General features: G+C 70.5%; 13 protein-coding genes and 3 pseudogenes. 4 read left to right on the top strand and 12 right to left on the bottom strand.

Going from position 1 to position 19655, the window contains the following annotated elements; all coding sequences use genetic code 11:
* Positions 1-1162: MMPL family transporter (locus C3488_RS35405; protein WP_181139323.1), on the bottom strand; the 1162-nt coding region annotated here is incomplete at its 3' end.
* Positions 1163-1442: 280 nt separating this feature from the next.
* Entirely contained in the window at positions 1443-2051 is a 609-nt protein-coding gene (locus C3488_RS35400) for a TetR family transcriptional regulator (RefSeq protein ID WP_103844980.1), read from the bottom strand.
* Positions 2052-2138: 87 nt separating this feature from the next.
* Here C3488_RS35400 and C3488_RS35395 point away from each other — a divergent pair, with 87 nt between their 5' ends.
* Positions 2139-3062, top strand: coding sequence for an SDR family oxidoreductase (locus C3488_RS35395; protein ID WP_103844979.1), 924 nt, complete (start codon positions 2139-2141; stop codon positions 3060-3062).
* A 216-nt stretch (positions 3063-3278) separates the two neighbouring features.
* Here the strand turns inward: C3488_RS35395 and C3488_RS35390 are convergent, their stop codons facing one another.
* The 3 genes and pseudogenes from C3488_RS35390 to C3488_RS35380 form a co-directional block, all read right to left on the bottom strand.
* On the bottom strand, positions 3279-3710 hold the full coding sequence (locus C3488_RS35390) for a tetratricopeptide repeat protein (RefSeq protein WP_103844978.1): 432 nt from the start codon (positions 3708-3710) through the stop codon (positions 3279-3281).
* Positions 3711-3818: 108 nt separating this feature from the next.
* Positions 3819-3950, bottom strand: a pseudogene (locus tag C3488_RS42140) (5,10-methylene tetrahydromethanopterin reductase); the annotation flags it as partial.
* A 206-nt stretch (positions 3951-4156) separates the two neighbouring features.
* Positions 4157-5765 (bottom strand): annotated as a pseudogene (locus C3488_RS35380) (PLP-dependent aminotransferase family protein).
* Positions 5766-5786: 21 nt separating this feature from the next.
* Here C3488_RS35380 and C3488_RS35375 point away from each other — a divergent pair.
* Positions 5787-6734 carry a DMT family transporter gene (locus tag C3488_RS35375; protein ID WP_103844977.1) on the top strand — a complete coding sequence of 316 codons (948 nt, stop codon included), beginning with the start codon at positions 5787-5789 and terminating at the stop codon, positions 6732-6734.
* 129 nt (positions 6735-6863) lie between these two features.
* Here C3488_RS35375 and C3488_RS35370 read toward each other — a convergent pair whose 3' ends face one another.
* Positions 6864-7208, bottom strand: coding sequence for a helix-turn-helix transcriptional regulator (locus C3488_RS35370; protein WP_103844976.1), 345 nt, complete (start codon positions 7206-7208; stop codon positions 6864-6866).
* Between the two features lie 125 nt (positions 7209-7333).
* Here C3488_RS35370 and C3488_RS35365 point away from each other — a divergent pair, with 125 nt between their 5' ends.
* Positions 7334-8311, top strand: a complete 978-nt coding sequence (locus C3488_RS35365) for a zinc-binding dehydrogenase (RefSeq protein WP_103844975.1) — start codon at positions 7334-7336, stop codon at positions 8309-8311.
* Positions 8312-8341: 30 nt separating this feature from the next.
* Here the strand turns inward: C3488_RS35365 and C3488_RS35360 are convergent, their stop codons facing one another.
* The 5 genes from C3488_RS35360 to C3488_RS35340 form a co-directional block, all read right to left on the bottom strand.
* Complete coding sequence (locus C3488_RS35360) at positions 8342-10078, bottom strand: amylo-alpha-1,6-glucosidase (RefSeq protein ID WP_103844974.1); 1737 nt, start codon at positions 10076-10078, stop codon at positions 8342-8344.
* Positions 10079-10158: 80 nt separating this feature from the next.
* Complete coding sequence (locus C3488_RS35355; RefSeq protein WP_103844973.1) at positions 10159-10983, bottom strand: carbohydrate ABC transporter permease; 825 nt, start codon at positions 10981-10983, stop codon at positions 10159-10161.
* Positions 10980-11963: a carbohydrate ABC transporter permease gene (locus tag C3488_RS35350; protein WP_103844972.1), complete on the bottom strand. Its 984-nt coding sequence runs from the start codon at positions 11961-11963 to the stop codon at positions 10980-10982. The genes C3488_RS35355 and C3488_RS35350 overlap by 4 nt, the downstream gene beginning before the upstream one ends.
* A gap of 20 nt (positions 11964-11983) precedes the next feature.
* The gene (locus C3488_RS35345; RefSeq protein WP_103844971.1) at positions 11984-13222 is read right to left on the bottom strand and encodes a sugar ABC transporter substrate-binding protein; all 1239 of its coding nucleotides are present in this window, start codon (positions 13220-13222) and stop codon (positions 11984-11986) included.
* A 147-nt stretch (positions 13223-13369) separates the two neighbouring features.
* Positions 13370-14407 (bottom strand): LacI family DNA-binding transcriptional regulator, encoded by a 1038-nt coding sequence (locus C3488_RS35340; protein WP_103844970.1) that lies wholly within the window; start codon positions 14405-14407, stop codon positions 13370-13372.
* A gap of 406 nt (positions 14408-14813) precedes the next feature.
* Between C3488_RS35340 and C3488_RS35335 the strand changes: the two genes are divergently transcribed.
* Positions 14814-18479: a LamG-like jellyroll fold domain-containing protein gene (locus C3488_RS35335; protein ID WP_103844969.1), complete on the top strand. Its 3666-nt coding sequence runs from the start codon at positions 14814-14816 to the stop codon at positions 18477-18479.
* Between the two features lie 518 nt (positions 18480-18997).
* Here the strand turns inward: C3488_RS35335 and C3488_RS35330 are convergent.
* Positions 18998-19655 (bottom strand): annotated as a pseudogene (locus tag C3488_RS35330) (NAD-binding lipoprotein); the annotation flags it as partial.

Raw genomic sequence — 19655 nt, 5'->3', positions numbered from 1 at the left:
CCTTGTAGCCGAGCGTGCCGAGCGACAGCGCGACCAGGACGAGTCCGGACACGGCGGCGGTCAGGGCCGGGCGGCGCTGCACGCCGCGCCCGAGGGCGGCGAAACGGGCGTTGTCCGGCTCCCGTTGCCAGGACTTGGAGGGCCAGAAGACCTTCGGCCCGATGAGCGAGACCACGGCCGGGATCAGGGTCAGGCCCGCGATCAGGGTGGCGGCGACCGCGATGGCGAGCGCCGGGCCCATCTGCTTGAGGAACCCGAGCGTGGACAGCACCAGTGCGAGGAAGGCGATGATGACCGCTCCGGCGGCCGAGGCGATGGCCTCTCCCACCCGGTCGACCGCGTTGACCATGGCCTGCTTGGGCTCGTCGCCGGCGCGCAGGCGTTCGCGGTAGCGGAACATCAGGAAGAGGAAGTAGTCCGTGCCCACGCCGAAGAGCACGACGATCAGGATGGACGAGATCGAGCTGTTGGCCTGCAGGTCGAACAGCTTGGTGGCGTAGGCGATCAGCCCGTTGGCGACCGCGGACACCAGGCCGATCAGGATCAGGGGAAGTACGGCCAGGATCGGCGCCCGGAAGATGATCAGCAGCGTCACCAGGATGATCGCGAAGGTGCCGATGCCGATCAGTGCCTGACCGCGCTGGGACGAGTCCTGCTGGTCGAGGGCCTGCGCCGCGGAGCCGCCGAGCTTGGCGTCGAGATGCGTGCCCTTGGCCAGTTCCTTGGCGTCCTCGCGCAACACCTTGGCCGCGTCCGCCTGTTTGGGCTGACCGGCGTTCTTGCTGTCCATCTGGACCAGGGTCAGGGCGTACCTGCCGTCCTTGGACGGCTGGCCGGGGACGACCTTCTGCACCTGGTCGATGTGCTTCTTGCCCAGTTCGGAGGTGATCCGGGCGACGTCCTGCTGGTCGGTGGCGGTCAACTTGCCGCCGTCGGTGCGCTGGTACAGCACGATCGCGGACGGGGTGAAGGCGCTGGGGAACGCCTTCGCCTGGAGGTCCGCGGCTTTGATGGATTCGTAACTCTTGGGCAGGAAACTGCTCTCGTCACTGTTCGAGGGCAGGCTGGGAGCGGTGGCGACGATCGCCACCGCCGCGATTAACCATGCCACGATCGTCCAGACGGGATGTCGGACGACGGCGTTCCCGATACGTCGGAACATGCGGGAGGGTCCTCCTGAGCAGGAAGATCACCGCAGCCCGGGGAGCGGACCCTGGCATCGGCGACCCCGACCGGCACGCACCGAACGGCCGGTCGAATGGTTGTCTTGGGGTCCGATCGTAGTGGCCGCACGCCGAGGCCGTTCCATCGGGCGTCCTCTGATGCGACGACCCGTCACATCCGGAACAGGACCGTCGAGTCTTTGGGGGTGAGGAGGGAACTCTGGTTCGAGGAGGGAGTGTTGGAGCGCGGCACGGCGCGGGCCCGCACCGGCGGGTCCGTCAGCGGCGCTGCCACGGCAGGGCCGACGGGTCCCCCTTCTCCTGGCCCCCCGCCGCCACGGCCTTGAGCTCGTCCAGCGATTCACGCATCAGCTGCGACATGTCGCGCTCCTCGGCGGCCGTGATCCAGCGCTCGAAGCCGACCTTGAAGACGGCGATCCCCGCCTCAGCGGTCAGGCTCGCGGCCGGCTCCCCGACGCCCCGTCGGCGCAGGGTGTCGGCGAGCGCGGCCGACATCGAGGCGAGCTTGATCAGTTCACGCTCCCGGAGTTCCGCGTTCGCCATGATCACGGCCTGCCGCTTCCGGGCGTGCTCGCGCCGGTCGGCGAACACCTTGGAGACCGCGTCAAGGCCAAGGGCCAGCGCGTCGATCGGCGCGGCGGACTCCGGAGCTCCGGCGACCGCCTGCACCAACAGCTCCTCCAGTTCACCGGAGCCGGCGAACAGCACCTCACGCTTGTCGGCGTAGTGCCGAAAGAAGGTCCGCTCCGTGAGCCCGGCCCTTTTCGCGATCTCGGCCACGGTGGTCTGCTCGAACCCGCGCTCGGTGTAAAGCTCCAACGCCGCCTTCGCCAGGCGCCCGCGCGCGTTCGGCTCCCATCTACCCATGCACCGATCCTAACGTGATGACAGCGCCTGACATCAGGTGGTAGCGTCGATGACAGTAACTGACATCAACGGATCGGGGTCTCTGTCATGCGCATTTTTGTCACCGGCGCCTCCGGCTGGATCGGTTCCGCCGTCGTACCCGAGCTCATCGACGCGGGGCACCAGGTCGTCGGCCTCGCCCGGTCCGACTCCTCCGCAGGCGCGCTCACCGCGGCCGGGGCCGAGGTCGTCCGCGGCACTCTCGACGACCTCGGCGTCCTGCGGGACACGGCCGCCGCTTCGGACGGGGTGATCCACCTCGCCTTCAAACACGACATCGCCTTCACCGGCGACTTCCAGGGCGCCGCAGAGGCCGATCGCCGCGCCGTCGACGCCTTCGGCGACGCGCTCGCCGGCACGGACCGGCCCTTCGTCCTCGCCTCCGGCGTGATCGGGCTCGCGCCCGGGCGTGTGGCGACCGAGCGGGACATGCCCACGATCGACGGCTCGCCGATGTCGATCCGACCGGCCACCGCGCAAGCGGTGCTCGCACTCGCCTCGCGCGGCGTGCGCTCATCCGTGGTGCGGCTCTCTGCGACCTGCCACGGCGAGGGCGACAACGGCTTCATGGCGACCCTCGTCGCCATTGCCCGCGCGAAGGGAGTCTCCGGCTACATCGGCGACGGCGCCAACCGCTGGCCGGCCGTCCACCGCTTCGACGCCGCACGGCTGTTCCGTCTGGCGGTCGAGAAGGCCCCCGCCGGATCGGTGTTGCACGGCGCCGCGGAAGAAGGGGTCCCGATCCGCGACATCGCCGAGGTGATCGGCCGTCACCTGGACCTGCCGACGGCCTCCGTGCCCCCCGAGGCCGCGTCCGAGCACTTCTCCTGGCTGGGTGCCTTCCTCCGCGCCGACGCCCCGCTGTCGAACACCCTGACCCGCGAACTGCTGGACTGGGAACCGACCCAGCCGGACCTCCTCACCGATCTCGACAAGGGCCATTACTTCCACGCCTCCGCCACCACCGACTGACCATGGGAATCGGCCGTGGCATCGCCCGGGGGACTGACTCTCCGACTGACTGACGCTTTGGCCGCCCTTCGCCGGAACCGTCGGCCTGCCGGACGGCGCCGCCTGGGATGCGGCCGGTCCGGGCGTCAGCACGCATCCGACTCGAACCATGGGGACATGAGCGGCGGGCCCGGTGTCGCGGAACCCGCCACCCGCTGTCGCACCACCGGTGGCATGTCAGTCGTCGGCCGGCGGCTCTCCGGTGAAGGCGGCGGCCATGCGCAGCCAGGGCGCGGCGTCCTCGTGACGGCCCTGGCGTTGCAGGGTGCGGCCCAGCATCAGGTGGGCGTAGTGCTCCACAGGGTCACGGTCGATGATCTGCCGCAGCTGCTCCTCGGCACGGCCCAGCTGTGCCGAGTGGTAGTAGGCGCGGGCCAGCAGCAGCCGGGGCGCGGTCTGCCCGGGGGCCTCCTCGACGACGGCGGCGAGCAGTTTCGCGGCCCCGATGTAGTCCTTCGCCTCGAACAGCAGCCGGGCCCGCTCCCAGCGCTCCGCCGTGGTCTCCTCGTGCGGGACACCTGCGCCGTCGTCGAACAGGTGCAGGGCGCTCGCCCAGCGGTCCGGCGCGACGCCGCCCGTCGCCGGGTAGTCGTTGAAGGTGTCGCTCATCAGTCCTCCTCCTGGAGTCGTCCGGCGCGAGCACGGTCCCCCACCGGAGCCAGGGCTCAGCCAGTTGCTGTCGGTACGGCACAGTGGACACGCCGCCGTCCGGCGCCCTCAGGGCGCAGGCTCGGCCGAGCGCGTGCTCCCGGTGTCGCGGGCTGCGACCAGTGACGCGGGAGCGGGGGCGTCGGACACGCCGGCCGGCCGGTTCGTGGCGAACTCCTCGCGCAGCACGGGTACGACCTCCACACTCCGTTGACGCGTCGACTGACTGCCCGAACATGTGCCGGTCCATCTCTATTCCTGGCGGGGCACGCGCTCGGAGACCTCCGCCGGTGTCCGCAGCCGCGGCCATCGAGGCGGCGGTCCCGCTGCCCGTGATGGCGGTGCGTTCCCTGCTTCCGGACCACGTCACGACGGCGGACCAGGACCGTGCTCCACGGCGCCGGGCCTCAGGGAAGCAGGCCGCGCAGGGCGGATCCGATGGCGGCGACGCCCTCGTCGATCTCGTGGGCCGGGCCCGCCGCGTAGCCGAGTACCAGGCCCGCAGGGCCGGGCGTGATGCGGTGCCAGGACAGTGGGTGCACCTTGACGCCTCCTGCGAGGGCGGCCGCGGCGAGGTCGGTGTCGCGGAAGCCGCCGTCGCGGGCGCCGCCTGGCGGGTCGCTGAAGGTGACCATCAGGTGCAGGCCGGCTGCCGCCCCGTGGACGCGGGCGCCGGGCAGATGCCTCTCGATCGCTCGAAGCATCACGTCCCGGCGCCTGCGGTGGCGCTGCCGGACATGGCGCAGGTGCCGCTCCAGCTCGCCCGACTCCATCAGGCGGGCGAGGACGAGCTGGGTGAGGACGCCGTTTCCGAGGTCGGCGTACCGCTTGGCCGTGACCAGGGCGTCCCGTCGGTCCCGTGGCACCAGGAGCCAGCCGACTCGGAGCGCGGGGGCGAGCAGTTTTGACACGCTGCCCGCGTAGCAGACGCCGTCGGGCAGCAGCGAGCGCAGCGCAGGCACCGGCGGCCTGTCGTAGCGGTGCTCGGCGTCGTAGTCGTCCTCGATGACCACGCCGCCCTCGGCAGCCCAGCTCAGCAGCTCGCGGCGGCGTTCCCCGTCGAGGACGACCCCGGTGGGGAACTGGTGTGCCGGGGGTCAGCAAGACCGCCCGGGCACGACTGTCACGCAGCGCCCCCACGTCCAGGCCGCCCGCGTCCACGGGGACGGGCACGACCTCGTGGCCGCCGTACTCCAGTTGCTGGCGGGCCCCGAGCGAACCGGGGTCTTCGACGGCGACGCGGCGGATCCCGTCCGCCCACAGGATCTGCCCGAGCAGGCCGAGAGCCTGCGCCACACCCGCGACGACCACGACCTCCTCGGGGTCGGCCCGAATGCCGCGGTTGCGGGCCAGCCAGCCGGCCACGGCCCGGCGAAGGGCGGGCGCACCCCGGGGGTCGCCATAGCCGAAGTCGGCCGGTCCGACTCCGGCGAGGACTGCGCGTTCGGCGCGCAGCCAGGCGGTGCGGGGGAAGGCGGCGAGGTCGGGGACGCCCGGGGAGAGGTCGATGCGGCAGGGCAGGGCGCGCAGGGCGTCGATCAGGCCCTCGCGGTCGCCCGAGCCGAAGAGCCCGGGTCCGGCCGCGGCCCCGGATCCGGCCCCGGCCCCAGGTCCGGCCGCGTCGCGGGCGCGCTCGCGGGGCGCGGCGGGAGCCGCCACGACCACCGTGCCCAGCCGGCCGCGCCCGGTGATCTGACCGGACTCCGCGAGGCGCCGATAAGCCTCGGTGACCACGCCCCGGGTGACGCGCAGCTCCTCGGCGAGTACGCGACTGGCGGGCAGTCGTGCGCCGATGGGCAGCCGGCCGTCGGCGATGGCCGACCGCAGCCGGTCGGCGAGCCAGGCGGTACGCCCGCCGGGCGGTGCCTCACCGATGTCCAGCTGGAGGAAGTCCGAGCCGACAACCGCACTCGAGGCGGCCGTGCCGTCCACCGGCCCGTCCGCTGCCGCCGGCCGCGGGCGCGCACTTTTGGACCCCTGTGCCGATGGCCTTGTGGACCTGTCCATGGCGTCCATTGTCACGGCAGCGTGGGCGGTATGGACACACCTTCCGCTTCGTTCACCCGACTCCTGCCCGGCATGATCGGGATGACGCTGGTCGGCAGCAGCGTCACCGTCTCGCGCACGCTCGTCGACGCCCCGCTGTTCACCACTCAGGCGGTCCGGTACGCGGCCGCCACCGTGATCCTCTTGCTCATGGCCCGGCTCGCCGGTGCTCGCCTGCAGTGGCCCCGTGGACGGGAGTGGCTGTGGCTGGCCGGGATCGCGGTCACCGGTCTGGTGCTGTTCAACGTGGCCGTGGTCCGGGGCGTCGGCCATGCGGAGCCCGCGGTGGTCGCCGTCGCGATCGCGTGCGTACCGGTGGTGCTCGGGGTGGTGGGTCCGGCGCTGGAGCGGCGCAGGCCGAGCCGGCAGGTCCTGTGGGCGGCGCCGGTCGTCATGGCGGGCGCGGTGCTGGTGGAGGGGACGGGGCGCACCGATGCCGTGGGGGTGGGCTGGGCGGTGGTGGCCCTCGGGTGCGAGGCCGCGTTCACACTGCTCGCGGTGCCGGTACTGCGACGGCACTCGCCGTGGGGCGTGTCCGTGCACGCGATGTGGCTGGCCGGTGTGCTGCTGGCCGTTCTCGGCGCGACCTCGGAAGGTCCTTCCGCGGTCGGGGAGTTGTCCGGCGCCCAGTGGGCTGCCGTCGGTTACCTGGCGCTGATGGTGACGGCGGTCGCCTTCGTGCTGTGGTACTCGACGGTCCGCGCCGTCGGGGCCGGACGGGCCGGCCTGCTCACCGGCATCGCACCGCTCTCCGCAGCGGTCGTCGGCGCCGTCTCGGGCAGCGGCGTGCCGGGACCGTCGGTATGGCTGGGCATCGCCGTGCTGATACTCGGCCTGGTCGGCGGCCTGCGCCCCCACGGCGGTCCCGCCCGGGGCCTCGCAGCCAGGGATCAGTCGCCCACGGCGGACTCCTCACCCGTCACGGCCCGCTCCAAGTAGCGGATCTCCCGTACAGGGCGAGTGCGGCACGCCTTCCAGCGGCGCAGTCGGTGGAGCATCCCGGCCGCGTACGGTCCTCTCCCCTCGAGGGTGACACCGCACGGTGCGCAGGCACGACCTGGAGGCAGCTCAGTCCGTCTCGTCGATGCGGAGAACGAGATCGAGCAGCCCGGGGAACCGAGCGTCGAACTCCTCGCGGCGCAGGCGATTGACCCGCCGGGGCCCCTCGTCGCGCTGTTCCACCAGGCCGGCGCCGCGCAGCACGGAGAAGTGGTGGCTGAGCGCGGCTTTACCGACCGGCACGTCGAAGCTGCCGCAGCTACGTGTCCAGTCGGCGGAGCCCGCCAGCTCGCGGATCAGTTGGAGGCGCACCGGGTCGGCGACCGCGGACAGCGCGGTCAGAACAGGGACGTCCTCGGGATCCGTGTGCACCGGCGCGGCACGGTGACTACCACCCGAAGCCTGGTTCGACATGCCCCTCTCCTCATTCTGCGCCCTGCGGAGCGCGCTCCACCGCTTGCCGAGTGTTCGATGAGCATCTTACAGTGCGAGTGTTCGCTTCCCATTGAACACCTTTGCAGAAGGGTGCGTTCCGAGTCATGCGCGCAGTCGAGTTCCAGGAGTACGGCGGCCCCGAGGTGCTGAAGGTCGTGCAGACCGACATCCCCGAGCCGAGGCCGGGCCAGGTGACCATCGACACCGCCTATGCCGGTGTGAACTTCGCGGACCTCAAGGCACGCACCGAGGGCTACCGAGTGCCTTCGCTGCCCTTCCGCCCAGGCCTGGAGGTCTCCGGACGGATCCGGGCCGTCGGCAACGGCGTCGAGGGACTGCGTCCGGGGCAGGAGGTCGTCGCGCTCGTCAACAGCGGCGGTTACGCGGAGGTGGTGGTCGCCGAGAGTGCCACCGTCTTCCCGCTCCCCGAGGGTCTGAGCCTGCGGACCGCGGCCGCCCTGCCCACCGTGCTGCCGACGGCGCACGCTCTGCTCCACGAGGTGGGACGACTGCGCGCCGGGGAGAGCGTGCTCGTGCACGGTGCGGCAGGCGGTATCGGCACGGCGGCCGGACAACTGGCACGGGCAGCCGGCGCCGGTGCCGTGTACGGCGTGGTCTCCTCTCTGGACAAGGCCGAGCACGCCCTCAAGCACGGCTACGACGAGGTGTTCACCACTGACACCTTCACCGACGACGTCCGCCACGCCACCGGCGGCAGGGGCGTCGACCTGGTGCTCGACCCGGTGGGCGGTGACACGCTGCGCCGTGGTCTCGACGCACTGGCCGTCTTCGGACGCCTGGTGTCCTTCGGCAATGCGAGCGGGGCGGAGCCTTGGCGCGTCGGCCAGCCGGAGCTGTACGCGCAGGGCCGGGCCGTCGCGGGCTTCTCCATCCTGACGCTCGCGGAGTCGGCGCCCGAGGCGCTGCGCTCGCTGGCCGAGCGCGCCTTCCGCAAGGTCACCGACGGCACTGTGGACCTACCCGTCACCGCGGAGTTCGCGCTGTCGGACGCGGCCGAGGCCCACCGGCTGATGGGCGGGCGAGCCTCGACGGGCAAGCTGCTGCTGCGGACGGCCGACTGAGCACGCCCGACGGTGACCGGGGGCGGTCGGTCAGTCGCCGCCCCGGCGGGCGCGTGCTTCCGCGAGGAGGAGGTAACTGCTGGCGGTCCAGGTGTAGGCGCGGTCGCGCAGACCGGTTCCGGTGAGAGCGTCGAAGTTCTCGGCGAAGCCGTGGGTCTCGCACAGGGCGCGGAAGCGGGCGCTGATGTCGTCCGCCAGTCGGCGGTGGCCGGCCCTGCGCAGGCCGTCCTCGATGAGGACGGTGGCAGGGGCCCAGATGGGACCGCGCCAGTAGCCGTCGGCCAGGTAGTGCGGTGATGTGGTGAGCTCGGTGGCCAGACCGTACGGCGTCAGGTGGGCCTTGATGCGGTCCGCCAGTGCGCTGCCGACGTGTCCGGGCAGGTGCTCGCCCAGCACGATGGGCATCAGGTCGAGGAGGCTGGCGCTGCTCCAGGTGTTCCCGCTTTCGACCCCCCGGGCGACGAACCTGTCCTGCGCCCAGAGCTGCTCGAGCAGCGTCGACTGGGCGGCATCCGCTGACCGCGTCCAGCGGAGCGCCTGGTCGTCCCTACCCAACTCCGCTGCCAAGACGGCGAGTTCCCGCATCTGGAGGATGAGGAAGGCGGCCAGATCGGCGGTGACGACCACCCGCTCGGGGTCGAAGGTGGTGGCGTTGTCCCAACCGCTGTCGTTGCCGTGCTGATAGTGGGCCAGTTCGCTGCCGGGGGATCGCCGTGCGGTGAGCCAGAAGTGCGTCCACCGTTCCAGCCGGTCGTAGGTCTGGGCGAGTTCGGTGCGGCTGGGAGGTGTCGGCAGACGGCGGCGCAGGTGACCGTGGGCCCAGCCGTGGATGGGCGGTTTGACGAAGTTGTACAGGACCTCGGAGTGGGTGACCGAGTCGGGCAGGGCGCCGCCGGCTTCCTGGTGGTCGAAGGGCAGGGCGAACTGGTCCGACGCGAGTTCGGGGCATCCGGGAGCCAGGGCGAGCGCGTTGAAGCAGTGGTCCCAGCTCCACAGCTTGTCCATCCAGTGCTTGGACATGAGCACGGCAGGCCTTGTGACCAGACCCGCCGGGCGTACCGTGGCCGACCACAGGACGTAGGCGGCGAGTTCGGCGGCCGGGGTGGCGGACGATCGCCAGGGCGCCACCGCCTCGAGGAAGTCCGCGAACGAGCTCCCCGCGGACGCCACGGTCTCGCCGAAGGTCGCCGAGGACGCGTACAGCGGGCGGGACACGTCGAGCTCCTCGAGCGCGATCTCCCAGGTGCCGTGCACGTCGGCGGTGATGACGAGGCCGCGGTCGCTGCTGCCGAGCGCCTGGCCTCCTGCTGTATGGGCCACGGTGCCGGAGAGCACGGTGACGCGGTAACGCCGCCCGGTCTCGTACGACGTGAACACGTGCGCGTCCGCCGCCGGGTCGCGGAAGAAGTACGTGCCGCTGAACGGGGTCAGGGCCTCGGCGGCGGCGGACACCTCGATGCCCAGACCGGTCCCCTTCAGGCGTACGGTGTCCGGCGACTCGAAGGCGAGGTCGACGCGCCCGCCCTCGCCGATCCAGCTGAGCAGGGCGGGTGTCGCCTCGACGCGGGTTTCGGCACGGTCGCCGGTCCCCATGTGCCGCGGGATCAGGCGCAGGACGGCGTGCATGCCGTTCTGGTGGGAGACGAGGTGGAGGTCCTCGGCATACGTCTTCTCCGCCACTACGGGCGAGACGTCGAACCAGGACCCGTGTGTGCTGAACGGGATGTCGTGGACGGAGAAGGCCGGACCGGATCGGGCGGCGGTCATAGGGTGGGACTCGTTTCTCGAGCAGGGGAGATCGGCGGTCCGACGGGCGGACGGTGGAGTGGTGACGAGGTGTGAGGCGGTCAGTCCTTGACGGCTCCGGCGGACACGCCGGCGGCGACGTAGCGCTGGGCGAGGACGAGGATGACCGCGGCCGGCGCCGAGGCCACGACGGCGGTGGCCATGATGGCGTTCCACTCCTGGTTGTTGTTGCCGATGTAGTGGTAGATGCCGAGGGTGATCGGCTCGTGGGCACCGCCGCCCGCCAGCGTGCTGGCGAAGACGAAGTCGGACCAGGACCACAGGAAGGCGAACAGCGACACCGTCACGACGGCGTTGCGGCTCATCGGCAGCACGATCGACCGGAAGGTGCGCCAGGTTCCGGCACCGTCCATCGTGGCGGCCTGGAGCAGTTCACCGGGGATGCCGGACATGAACGCGGTGAAGATCAGCACCCCGAAGGGGACGGCCAGCGTGGAGTCGGCGACGATCAGGCCGGGGACTGTCTGGAGCAGGCCGAGCTGGAGGTAGATGGCGTAGAAACCCATCGCCATGATGATGCCGGGGATCATCTGCGCTGCCAGCAGCACGAAGCTCAGGACGCCGCCGCCGCGCGGGCGCAGCTTGGCCAGGGCGTAGCCGGCGGGTGCGGCCAGGGTGACGGTCAGGGCGACGGTGCCCAGGCCGATGACGAGGCTGGTGCCGAGGTAGGGCACCTGCTCGTCGAGGACGGCGCGGTAGCCGGCCAGCGTGCCGTGGACGGGGAGCAGGTCCGGTGGGCTCTTGCGCATGTCCTGGTCGCGGGTCAGGGAGACGTTGAGCATCCAGTAGACCGGGAAGAGCATGATCGCTGTCAGCAGCAGACCGACGGCTGTCTTGATCCACGTACGGCTGGCGCTTCGGTTCATGACAGTGCCTGCTTTCGCTGGGCCCTGACGTAGACCAGGCCGAACACCAGGGCGGCGACGACGAGGAGGTTTCCGACGGCCGCGCCCGGGCCGAAGGCGGGCAGGAGGTTGCCGAAGCCGAGCCGGTAGGACCAGGTGGCGAAGGTGGTGGACGAGTCCGCCGGGCCGCCCTTGGTCATGATCCAGATGATGTCGAAGACCTTGAGCGTGTAGACCAGGCCCAGGAGCAGCGTGATCGCCGAGACCGGGCGGAGCAGCGGGAAGGTGATGCTCCAGAACCGGCGCCAGGCACCCGCCCCGTCCAGGGCGGCCGCCTCGTACAGGCCGGCCGGGATCGACTGCAGGCCGCTGTAGAGGACCACCAGGTTGAAGGGGACGCCGATCCAGATGTTGGCGATGATCACGGAGGTCAGCGACCACGACGGCGAGGTCAGCCAGTTCACCGGCCCGATACCGATGACGTGCAGGGCGGCGTTGACGATTCCGGAGTCGCTGTTGAGCATCCACGACCAGGTGGACGCCGACACGATCAGCGGCAGCAGCCAGGGCACCAGGAACAGCGCCCGCAGGGTCGCCGACAGCCGGAAGTGCTGGTTGAAGAAGACCGCGAGGGCCAGACCGACGGCGTACTGGAAGACCAGGCACACGGCGGTGAACACCACGGTGTGCAGCAGGGCCGGGGCGAAGGTCGGGTCGTCGAAGACGGTCCGGTAGTTCGCCAGGCCCGTGAACGGTGCGTCACCCTGCACGAACGAGCGGACCGTGTAGTTGCGCAGGCTCAGGTCGACGTTGCGGTAGAGCGGATACGCGTAGAAGAGAGCGAGATAGAGGGTCACCGGCGCGAGGAAGCCCCACGCGGCCCACCGCGTGGAAGTGGACCGGCGACGCTTCCTTCCGTGGTCCGGAGCCGGGGCGGCGGAGACCGCCCCGTTCCCGACGCGCACGGACCGATGGTCCGGCAACTGTGTCGTGTGATGCATGAACGACCCTCGTAACCCGGCTACTTGACGGCCGACTGAGCCGCGGCCAGCGCGTCCTTGGGCGACTTGGACCCGCTGAGCGCGGTCTGAACCGCCTTCCACAACTGCTCAGAGATCTTCGGGTACGTGGTGCCCAGGTCGTCACTGGTACGGCCCTTGGCCGACTTGACCGCGTCCACCCACGGCTTCAGCTTCGCGTTCGCCGCCACCTGCTTCGCCTGCACGTCACCGGTGGGCGCCACGTAGGACAGCGTGGTGTCGGTGTCGTACAGGTTCTGGGTGCTGGTCAGGCAGCTCGCCAGCTTCTCGGAGGTGGCGTAGCGGCCGGTGTCCTTCTGGACCGGGACGGTCACGAACTCGCCGCCGGTCGGGGCCGAGGCGGTGCCTCCCGAGGCGGCGGGAATGGGCAGCACCCCGTAGTCGAAGCCGGCCTTCTCCGCGTTCGCGAGCTGCCAGGTGCCGTTCTCCGCGAACGCGTAGTCACCACTGGCGAACTCCTGCCAGCTGGTCGTCTGGGTGTTGTTGATGACCGAGTTGGGGGCGTAGCCCTTCTTCAGCCAGTCCGTCCACAGTGACAGCGCCGAGACGCCCTCGGGCGAGTCGAGTTGGGTCAGCTTCGCGCCCGAGCCCCAGAACCACGGCAGGAACTGGAAACTGCCCTCCTCCGTACCGATCGCCGAGAAGGTGATGCCCTTCTTGCCCGCCTGCTTGACCTTCTCCAGCGCCGCCGTGAGCGATGTCCAGTCCTTGACCGAGGAGATGTCCACCCCGGCCTCCTTCAGCACCTTCTTGTTGTAGTAGAGGGCGAGCGTGTTGGCGCCGATCGGTGTGCCGTACGTCTTCCCGCCCGACTGTCCGGCCGCGAGCAGGTTGGGGTCCACCTTCGAGGTGTCCAGCTTGTTGTCGTCGGTCGTGGTGAGCACGCCCGCCTCGGCCAGGGTCGACACCACCGGGTTGTCGACGATGAGGACGTCCGGCGAGTTGCCCTGCTGGGCCGCCAGCAGCGTCTTGTTCGCCAGGTCGCTGGTGTCGAACCCGGTCCGCTTGATCTTCACGCCGGCCTGGGTGCCGCACGTGTCCAGCAGATTCGTCCACGCCGAGCCCTTGGCGAACTGCGGGTACGGGTCCCAGACGGTGTACGTGCCGCTGTCCGCCCCCTTGGTGCCGGTGCTGCCCGAGCCGGAGGAGCAGGCGGTGCCGACGAGGGCGACGACTGTCGAGAGAGCGGCGGCAAGGAGCCGTCGGGAGGAGCTGTGCATGGCGGATCCTTCGTTTTCGGGCACAGGGATGCCGTGGGAGGGGCGACGGGGGGAAGTGGGCACGCCGAAAGGCGGGGGGACGGGATGCCCGGTGTCGAGAGGCGGGAGCGAGGGAGGGTTACGGGTACGGCGAACGTGATGGTGCGGTCAGGGGTGCGGGACCTCGGCGGTGGGCGTACCGGCCGCGGGCCCGGTGCTGGCCCGCAAGGAGATCGGCGGCGTCAACAGTTGGTGCCGGGGCGGAGCGTCAGGATGGTCGAGCCGCTCCACCAGCAGTTCGACGGCGAGTCGGCCCATCTCCGCAGCCGGTACGTCCGCCGCCGTGAGCTGCGGGGTCACCGTCTCCGCCCACCGGCCGGCCACGACCCCGGTGACGGAGAAGTCGCGCGGCACATGGCGACCCGCCTGGGCGAGCCCCCGGTACAGGCCGCCCAGCGCGGCCTCGTTCAACGTGACCAGAGCCGTGGTGGCCGGCTCGTCCCGCAGGACCCGCTCCAGACATGCCTGGCCCGACGCGGCATCGTCCCCACAGCAATAGGTCCGCACCACCAGCCCACGCTCGGCCGCGGCCTTCGTGAAACCCTCCAGGCCTCGGTGCGCTGACTCGTAGCCCGCCCGCAGGAGTTGTTCGGGCCGGTTGACGAGCGCGATCCGGCTGTGGCCCAGGTCCGCGAGGTGGTGGACGCACGCCGCCACCAGCGCGGTGTGGTCCAGGCCGACCCACCAGCCACCCTCCGGACGGGCGGTACGCCCGATGGCGACGGAGGGAAAGCCCAGGGCGGCCAGGTGATCGACCCGGTCGTCCTCCAGCCTGATCTCCATCAGGATCGCGCCGTCGACCCGCCGCTCCCCCAGCAACCGCTGAAAGGACCGGTCACTGTCCACACCACTCGGGGACAGCAGCACGTCGTAGTCGTAAGCCGCGGCCGCCTCCACCACACTGCCGATGAAATCCAGCTGCATCCCCGTGTAATGGTTCCCGGCCGGCGGGAAGACCAGACCGATCGTGCTGGTCCGGCCATTGGCCAGGGCACGCGCGCTGGCACTGGGCCGGTACCCCAGCTCGTCGACGACCTGCTGAATCCTGCGGCGCGTCTCCTCCGACACCGGGCGCTTGCCGCTCAACGCGTAGGACACGGTGCTCCGCGAGACACCGGCCCGCCGGGCGATCTCACCGATGTTCACGGTCGCTCCTTGCTCGAACCGGTACGACACTCCTTGAGGGTGAGCGGCCGCCGGTCGTCGGGGGTGGAATGACGTGCGGGGCGAGGACCGGCCGTCGAACCGGTTCGCGTGAAGTGAAGGTAGGAAGGCGACACACGTCTGTCAACACTTCGAACGAGCACCGCCGGAGCCCGGTACGACTCCCGGAGATCGCCGCGTCGGAGGGATTGCTGGTCGCCTGCCCCGGTGCTAGCTTCGCCGAACCGGTTCGATGAAGTGATCAATCGGCAACAGTGAATCCGCCGCTCCCTACAGCCCGGAGGCACGGGCGGGCGTTCCCGGCCTCCTCACACAGTTCCCCGCTCCTTGACGCATGTGACGAACCGATTCGACAGCCTGCTCACTCAAGGGATTGAGGACACGATCGATGTCATCCGCTGACAGACCCGCCCGGCCACGCCGGGCCCCGGCCGCCGTGGCCGTGGCTCTCAGCGCGGGCCTGCTGACCGCGCCGGCCGCCCCCGCAGAGGCGGCCGACCCGCCCCGGCCCACTGCCCATTACGCCTTCGATCAGGACGACCTCGCCTCCGGAAAGATCGCTGACAGCTCCGGCAACGGGCTCACGGCGAGCCTGGTGAACGGCTCCACCGCCCAGTGGGTCGCGGGCCCGGACGGTGGCGGCGCTCTGGCCTTGCCCGGCGGCGCGCCCGACTCGCAAGGCGCGTACGTCCGTCTGCCCCGTGCAGTGCTCGCGGACGCAGCCGACCTGACGGTCTCCGCCCGCGTGAAGTGGAGCGGTGACGACTCGTCCTGGCAAAGGATCTTCGACCTGGGCACCGACACCACGAAGTACCTCTTCACCACCCCGTCCAACAACGGCGGGGTGCTGCGCACCGCCGTGACGACCGGAGGCGGCGGTGCAGAGGCTCAGGTGAGCGGCTATGCGCCGCTTCCCGCGCATCAGTGGCGAACGGTCACCGTCACCCTCGACAGCTCCGCCCGGCGCCTCACCACCTACCTCGACGGCGTCGCGGTCTCCTCCGCCGCGACCGGTGTCAAGGCCGGGGACCTGCTGAACGGTTCCGCAACGGCCGCCGGTTACATCGGCAAGTCCTTCTACCCGGACCCGCTGTTCAAGGGCGCGATCGACGACTTCACCGTGTGGCACACCGCGCTCACCCCCGAGCAGGTGGCCGGCGCGGTCGGGCACGTGCCCACCCTCCAGCAGCTCTCGCAGACGTCGTTCGCAGTCCGTACGACGACGGGGACCGCCCCGTCTCTCCCGGCCGCCGTCCGGTCCTCCTTCTCCGACGGGTACGACCGTGACACGCCGATCGCCTGGGACGCCGTACCGCCGGAGAAGTACGCCCGGCCGGGGACCTTCACGGTTGTGGGAACGGCGTCCGGGCGCGCGGTGAAGGCAACCGTCACCGTCGTCCGCGAGGGACAGTTGGACGTCGACCTCGGCTCGGACACCGGCGCCTTCCACGGCGGCGCCTCCGGCACCCTCTACGGTGTGTACGGGCCGGACGTCCCCACCAACAACCTCATCGAGGGTATGGGCCTGCGCACGGTCTCCACGAAGGCGCAGGACGGCCCGCAGCACCCCGGTGCCGACGCGCTGGAGGTGGTCGGGCCGCTGGCCGACTCCACCGACGGTGACGTGTACATCTACATGACCGACATCCACCGCGGCTTCCCCTACGAGTGGCCGGGCGGCACGCCCGAGGAGAAACTCAAGCTCTACGAGGAGAAGATCGCCCGGCAGGTCGACCAGGTCCTGCGGCTACCGGCGAAGTACCAGGACAACATCGTCTTCGTGCCGTTCAACGAGCCCGAGGGCAACATGTTCGGCACCGGCGCGTGGAGCTACGACAAGGTCAGCTGGCTCAGCGACCCGCACGACTACTTCGCCGCCTGGGACGAGGTCTACAGGCTCATCAAGGGCAGGATGCCGAAGGCCCGCATCGCCGGCCCCAACACCAGCGTTCTGTACGACCAGGTCAAGGGCTTCCTCACCCACACCCTGGCCGCCGGCACCCTCCCCGACGTCATCACCTGGCACGAGCTGAGCCATCCCGAGGCGGTGCGCGCCAATGTCGCCAAGTACCGGGCGTGGGAGAGGGAACTGTTCAAGGGAACCGGTCGTGAGGGCACTCGACTCCCGATCAACATCAACGAGTACGCCTTCAACTACCACACCTCCGTCCCCGGCCAGATGATCCAGTGGGCCTCCGCGATCGAGGAGTCCAAGGTGGACGCGGACATCGCGTACTGGAACATCGACGGCAACCTCTCCGACTCCGCGGTGCAGGCGGGCCGCGGCAACGGCCAGTGGTGGCTGCTGCACTCGTACGCCTCCATGAGCGGACACACCGTGAGGGTGACACCGCCTTTCCCCGGCGAGAACTACACCCTGCAGGGCGTCGCCACACTCGACGAGGACAAGCGGCAGGCGCGGCTGCTCTTCGGCGGATCAACCGGCAACGGCCACATCACGTTCGACAATGTCCCGAAGACGGTCTTCGGGGACCGCGTGCACGCCTGGGTCCGGGAGATCGAGTGGAGCGGGCAGATCGGCGACTCCTCGGGCCCGAAGCTGCTCACGGAGACGAACCTCGAGGTCGGTGACGACGGCAAGGCCGTCGTCGACTTCGGCGACGGCGCGCTGCCGAAGCTGAAGGAGTCCTCGGCGTACGAGATCGTCCTCAGCCCGGCCGGCAAGGCGAAGGGCACACAGTCCCCGCCCGTGCGCTGGCAGGCGTCGTACGAGGCGGAGGACGCCGCCCACACCGGGTCCGGCTACTCCAGGAACGGCCCGGAAGGCTCACCCCGGGACGTGTCGAAGTTCTACACCTCCGGCGGCTACGACGTGGGCGGCCTGCGCACCGGCTCCGACGTCACGCTCGGCTTCACCGTGGACGTGCCCGAGGACGGCGCCTACGACCTGAGTGTCTTCGCCAACTCCCTCAACACCTTCGACAAGGTGAAGGAGCAGGGCCCGACCAACGTCTTCCTGCGCGTGGACGGCAAGGCGGACAGCGAGCAGGAGCTCCACCTGCCTCTGGGCTACAAGTGGGTGGTCTGGGACCACACCGACACCAAGATCCAACTCACCAAGGGCAAGCACACCATCACGCTCGCCGCGAGGAGCCTCGACGGCGGGCGCGCCACCAGGGGCGACGCCATCGTCGACCGCCTCACCCTCTCCCTGCCCGCGCCTTCGGCCGCCACCCAGGTGTACGAGGGCGAACTGGCCTGGCTGGGCGGCGGGGCACGGCCCGTCTACGACCTGCCGGAACACGCCGGTACCCCTGCCACCGGCTCGGGCGCGGTCCGGCTTCCGCGAGGCGCTACGGCCACGTTCTGGGTCTACTCCCCCGCCGACCGGGAAGCCACCCTGAGGGTCGACACCCTCGGCGCCGGGAGCGCCCGGCTGTCCGTCAACGGGTATGACGTCGCGAACGTGACCCGGGGCCGTCGAAGCGTGGCGGTCTCCCTCTCGGGCGGCGTCAACAAGGTGACACTCACCGGCGGTTCGTCCGCCACCCTCGTCGACCGCCTCACGGTCACGCCGACCGAGGGCACCCTCACAGCACGTACCTACGAGGCACAGGACGCCAGGCTCACGGGCTCCGCCACGCTGACCCCGCTCTCCCTGGCCGGCGACGGCACGGCGATCACCGGCATCGGAGGCGATCCCCACAACGGCAACACCGCGACCTTCACCGTCGACGCCGATCGAACCGGCCTCTACGCACTCCGCATCCGCTACTCCAACCCCGAACAGTCCGAAGCCACCCACTACAACCCCGACCCGCTCGCCCGCCACGCCGACATCACCGTCAATGGCGGCGACATGCGACGCGTCGGCTTCCCCCACACCTTCCACCAGAACAACTTCTGGGAACTGACCGTCCCGGTCCACCTGACGAAGGGACGGAACACGATCACCTTCCGCTCCGAGGAACTGCCGAACTTCGACGGCACCACCTACGCCTCGGACACCTTCCCCGGCATCCTGCTCCGCTCCCGCTACGCACCGCTGATCGACCGGATCACCATCGCGCCCTACGCACGGGAGCTCCGATGACGTGATCACCACCGGCGGCCGGCGGGCCGACCGGAGCCGTGCAGTGAGTCACCGCCCCGCTCCGGTCGGCCCGCCGGTGCCGCAACCAGACGCCTGGCCGAGGCCGCGGCCCGGCGAAGGTCCGTTGCGCCTGCTGTGCGAGGCAGCCACCCCTACGGCCTGTCCGACCAGTCCGGTCGTCCGCCCGGAGGGCAGGGCGGGTGGAAATGTCGGACAGGCCGCGTCAAGCAGCGGGGTTGGGGGGTGGACTCCGGTACGCGCACTCCCGCGGGCGTGGCCATCCGCCCGGCGACGCGGCGTACCTCAGGGGGCCGGGCGGCACCGACGGCGGCAAGAACCTCCTTGGCGCCGTCACCACGCGGTGGCCGAGGAAGGCCCCAGTCCTGCCGGAGGGATCCCGGTGGCGACGTGCCCGTCGGCCTCCCCGGCACTCCGTGGCCTCGTACGCCGCCTTGCGGATCAGGTCGAGGACGGGCCTGGGGCTTGGAGAGGCGGCCCGAGCAACTCGCCCCGTGCCGTCAGTCCTTGCAGACGACGACCACCTCGTCCTCGACCGACCAGTGGCGTCGCTCGGATTTGGGCGGGTTGATCCGCACGCCGTAGCCCGAACTCGCCGACGAGTCGTCGTCGCTTCGGTAACCGATGGCGCATTCGCCGCGATGACGCGCCGCGGCCACGACCGTGGCGAAGGACGTCTCACACCCCGGCAGCACGTAGTCGCGGGCCGGCCGCAGTCGAACCCCCGTGCCGTCCGCGGAGAACAGTTCCTCGAACACCGCAGCCAGGTGCCGGTTCTGGGAGATCTGCGCCATGAGCAGGCCGATGAGCTTACCGCTGATGATCACGTCGGCTCCGGGGCCGATGGGGGCCAGCGCCCGGTTGCGGTCGTCGATCAGTTCGGTGACGACCGGCAGCTCGCGTCCGGTGGCCTCCTCGAGTTGGCGCAGAAGAAGGAGGGTGACGAGCGTGCGGTTGTCGGGGTCGTCCGGCGGTTGTCCGGGAGCGGGGTCCTGGCCGAGCACGATGACACTGTCATAGGAGTGAACGTCCAGACGTCGCAGGGTCTCGGGACGGGTGATGTCCCCATGGTGCAGTGTCAGTGTCAGGTCGGTGCCGCTGCGCGAGTCCGCCTCGCTCACCTGGCGGATCGTCGCTTCGCCTTCGTTCGCCACCACG

The sequence above is a fragment of the Streptomyces sp. Ru72 genome, assembly GCF_002920635.1.
In the GTDB taxonomy this organism is placed as follows: Bacteria; Actinomycetota; Actinomycetes; order Streptomycetales; family Streptomycetaceae; genus Streptomyces.
Note: the sequence above shows the minus strand (reverse complement) of the source record. Positions and strands in the feature narration are given on the sequence as shown.

Bases quoted from the DNA above. Each gene is read 5' to 3' on its own strand.
- C3488_RS35335 (WP_103844969.1), top strand. From the start codon at position 14,814: ATGTCATCCGCTGACAGACCCGCCCGGCCACGCCGGGCCCCGGCCGCC.
- C3488_RS35365 (WP_103844975.1), top strand. From the start codon at position 7,334: ATGCGCGCAGTCGAGTTCCAGGAGTACGGCGGCCCCGAGGTGCTGAAG.
- C3488_RS35355 (WP_103844973.1), bottom strand. From the start codon at position 10,983: ATGAACCGAAGCGCCAGCCGTACGTGGATCAAGACAGCCGTCGGTCTG.
- C3488_RS35345 (WP_103844971.1), bottom strand. From the start codon at position 13,222: ATGCACAGCTCCTCCCGACGGCTCCTTGCCGCCGCTCTCTCGACAGTC.
- C3488_RS35395 (WP_103844979.1), top strand. From the start codon at position 2,139: ATGCGCATTTTTGTCACCGGCGCCTCCGGCTGGATCGGTTCCGCCGTC.
- C3488_RS35370 (WP_103844976.1), bottom strand. From the start codon at position 7,208: ATGTCGAACCAGGCTTCGGGTGGTAGTCACCGTGCCGCGCCGGTGCAC.
- C3488_RS35390 (WP_103844978.1), bottom strand. From the start codon at position 3,710: ATGAGCGACACCTTCAACGACTACCCGGCGACGGGCGGCGTCGCGCCG.
- C3488_RS35375 (WP_103844977.1), top strand. From the start codon at position 5,787: ATGGACACACCTTCCGCTTCGTTCACCCGACTCCTGCCCGGCATGATC.
- C3488_RS35400 (WP_103844980.1), bottom strand. From the start codon at position 2,051: ATGGGTAGATGGGAGCCGAACGCGCGCGGGCGCCTGGCGAAGGCGGCG.
- C3488_RS35350 (WP_103844972.1), bottom strand. From the start codon at position 11,963: ATGCATCACACGACACAGTTGCCGGACCATCGGTCCGTGCGCGTCGGG.
- C3488_RS35360 (WP_103844974.1), bottom strand. From the start codon at position 10,078: ATGACCGCCGCCCGATCCGGTCCGGCCTTCTCCGTCCACGACATCCCG.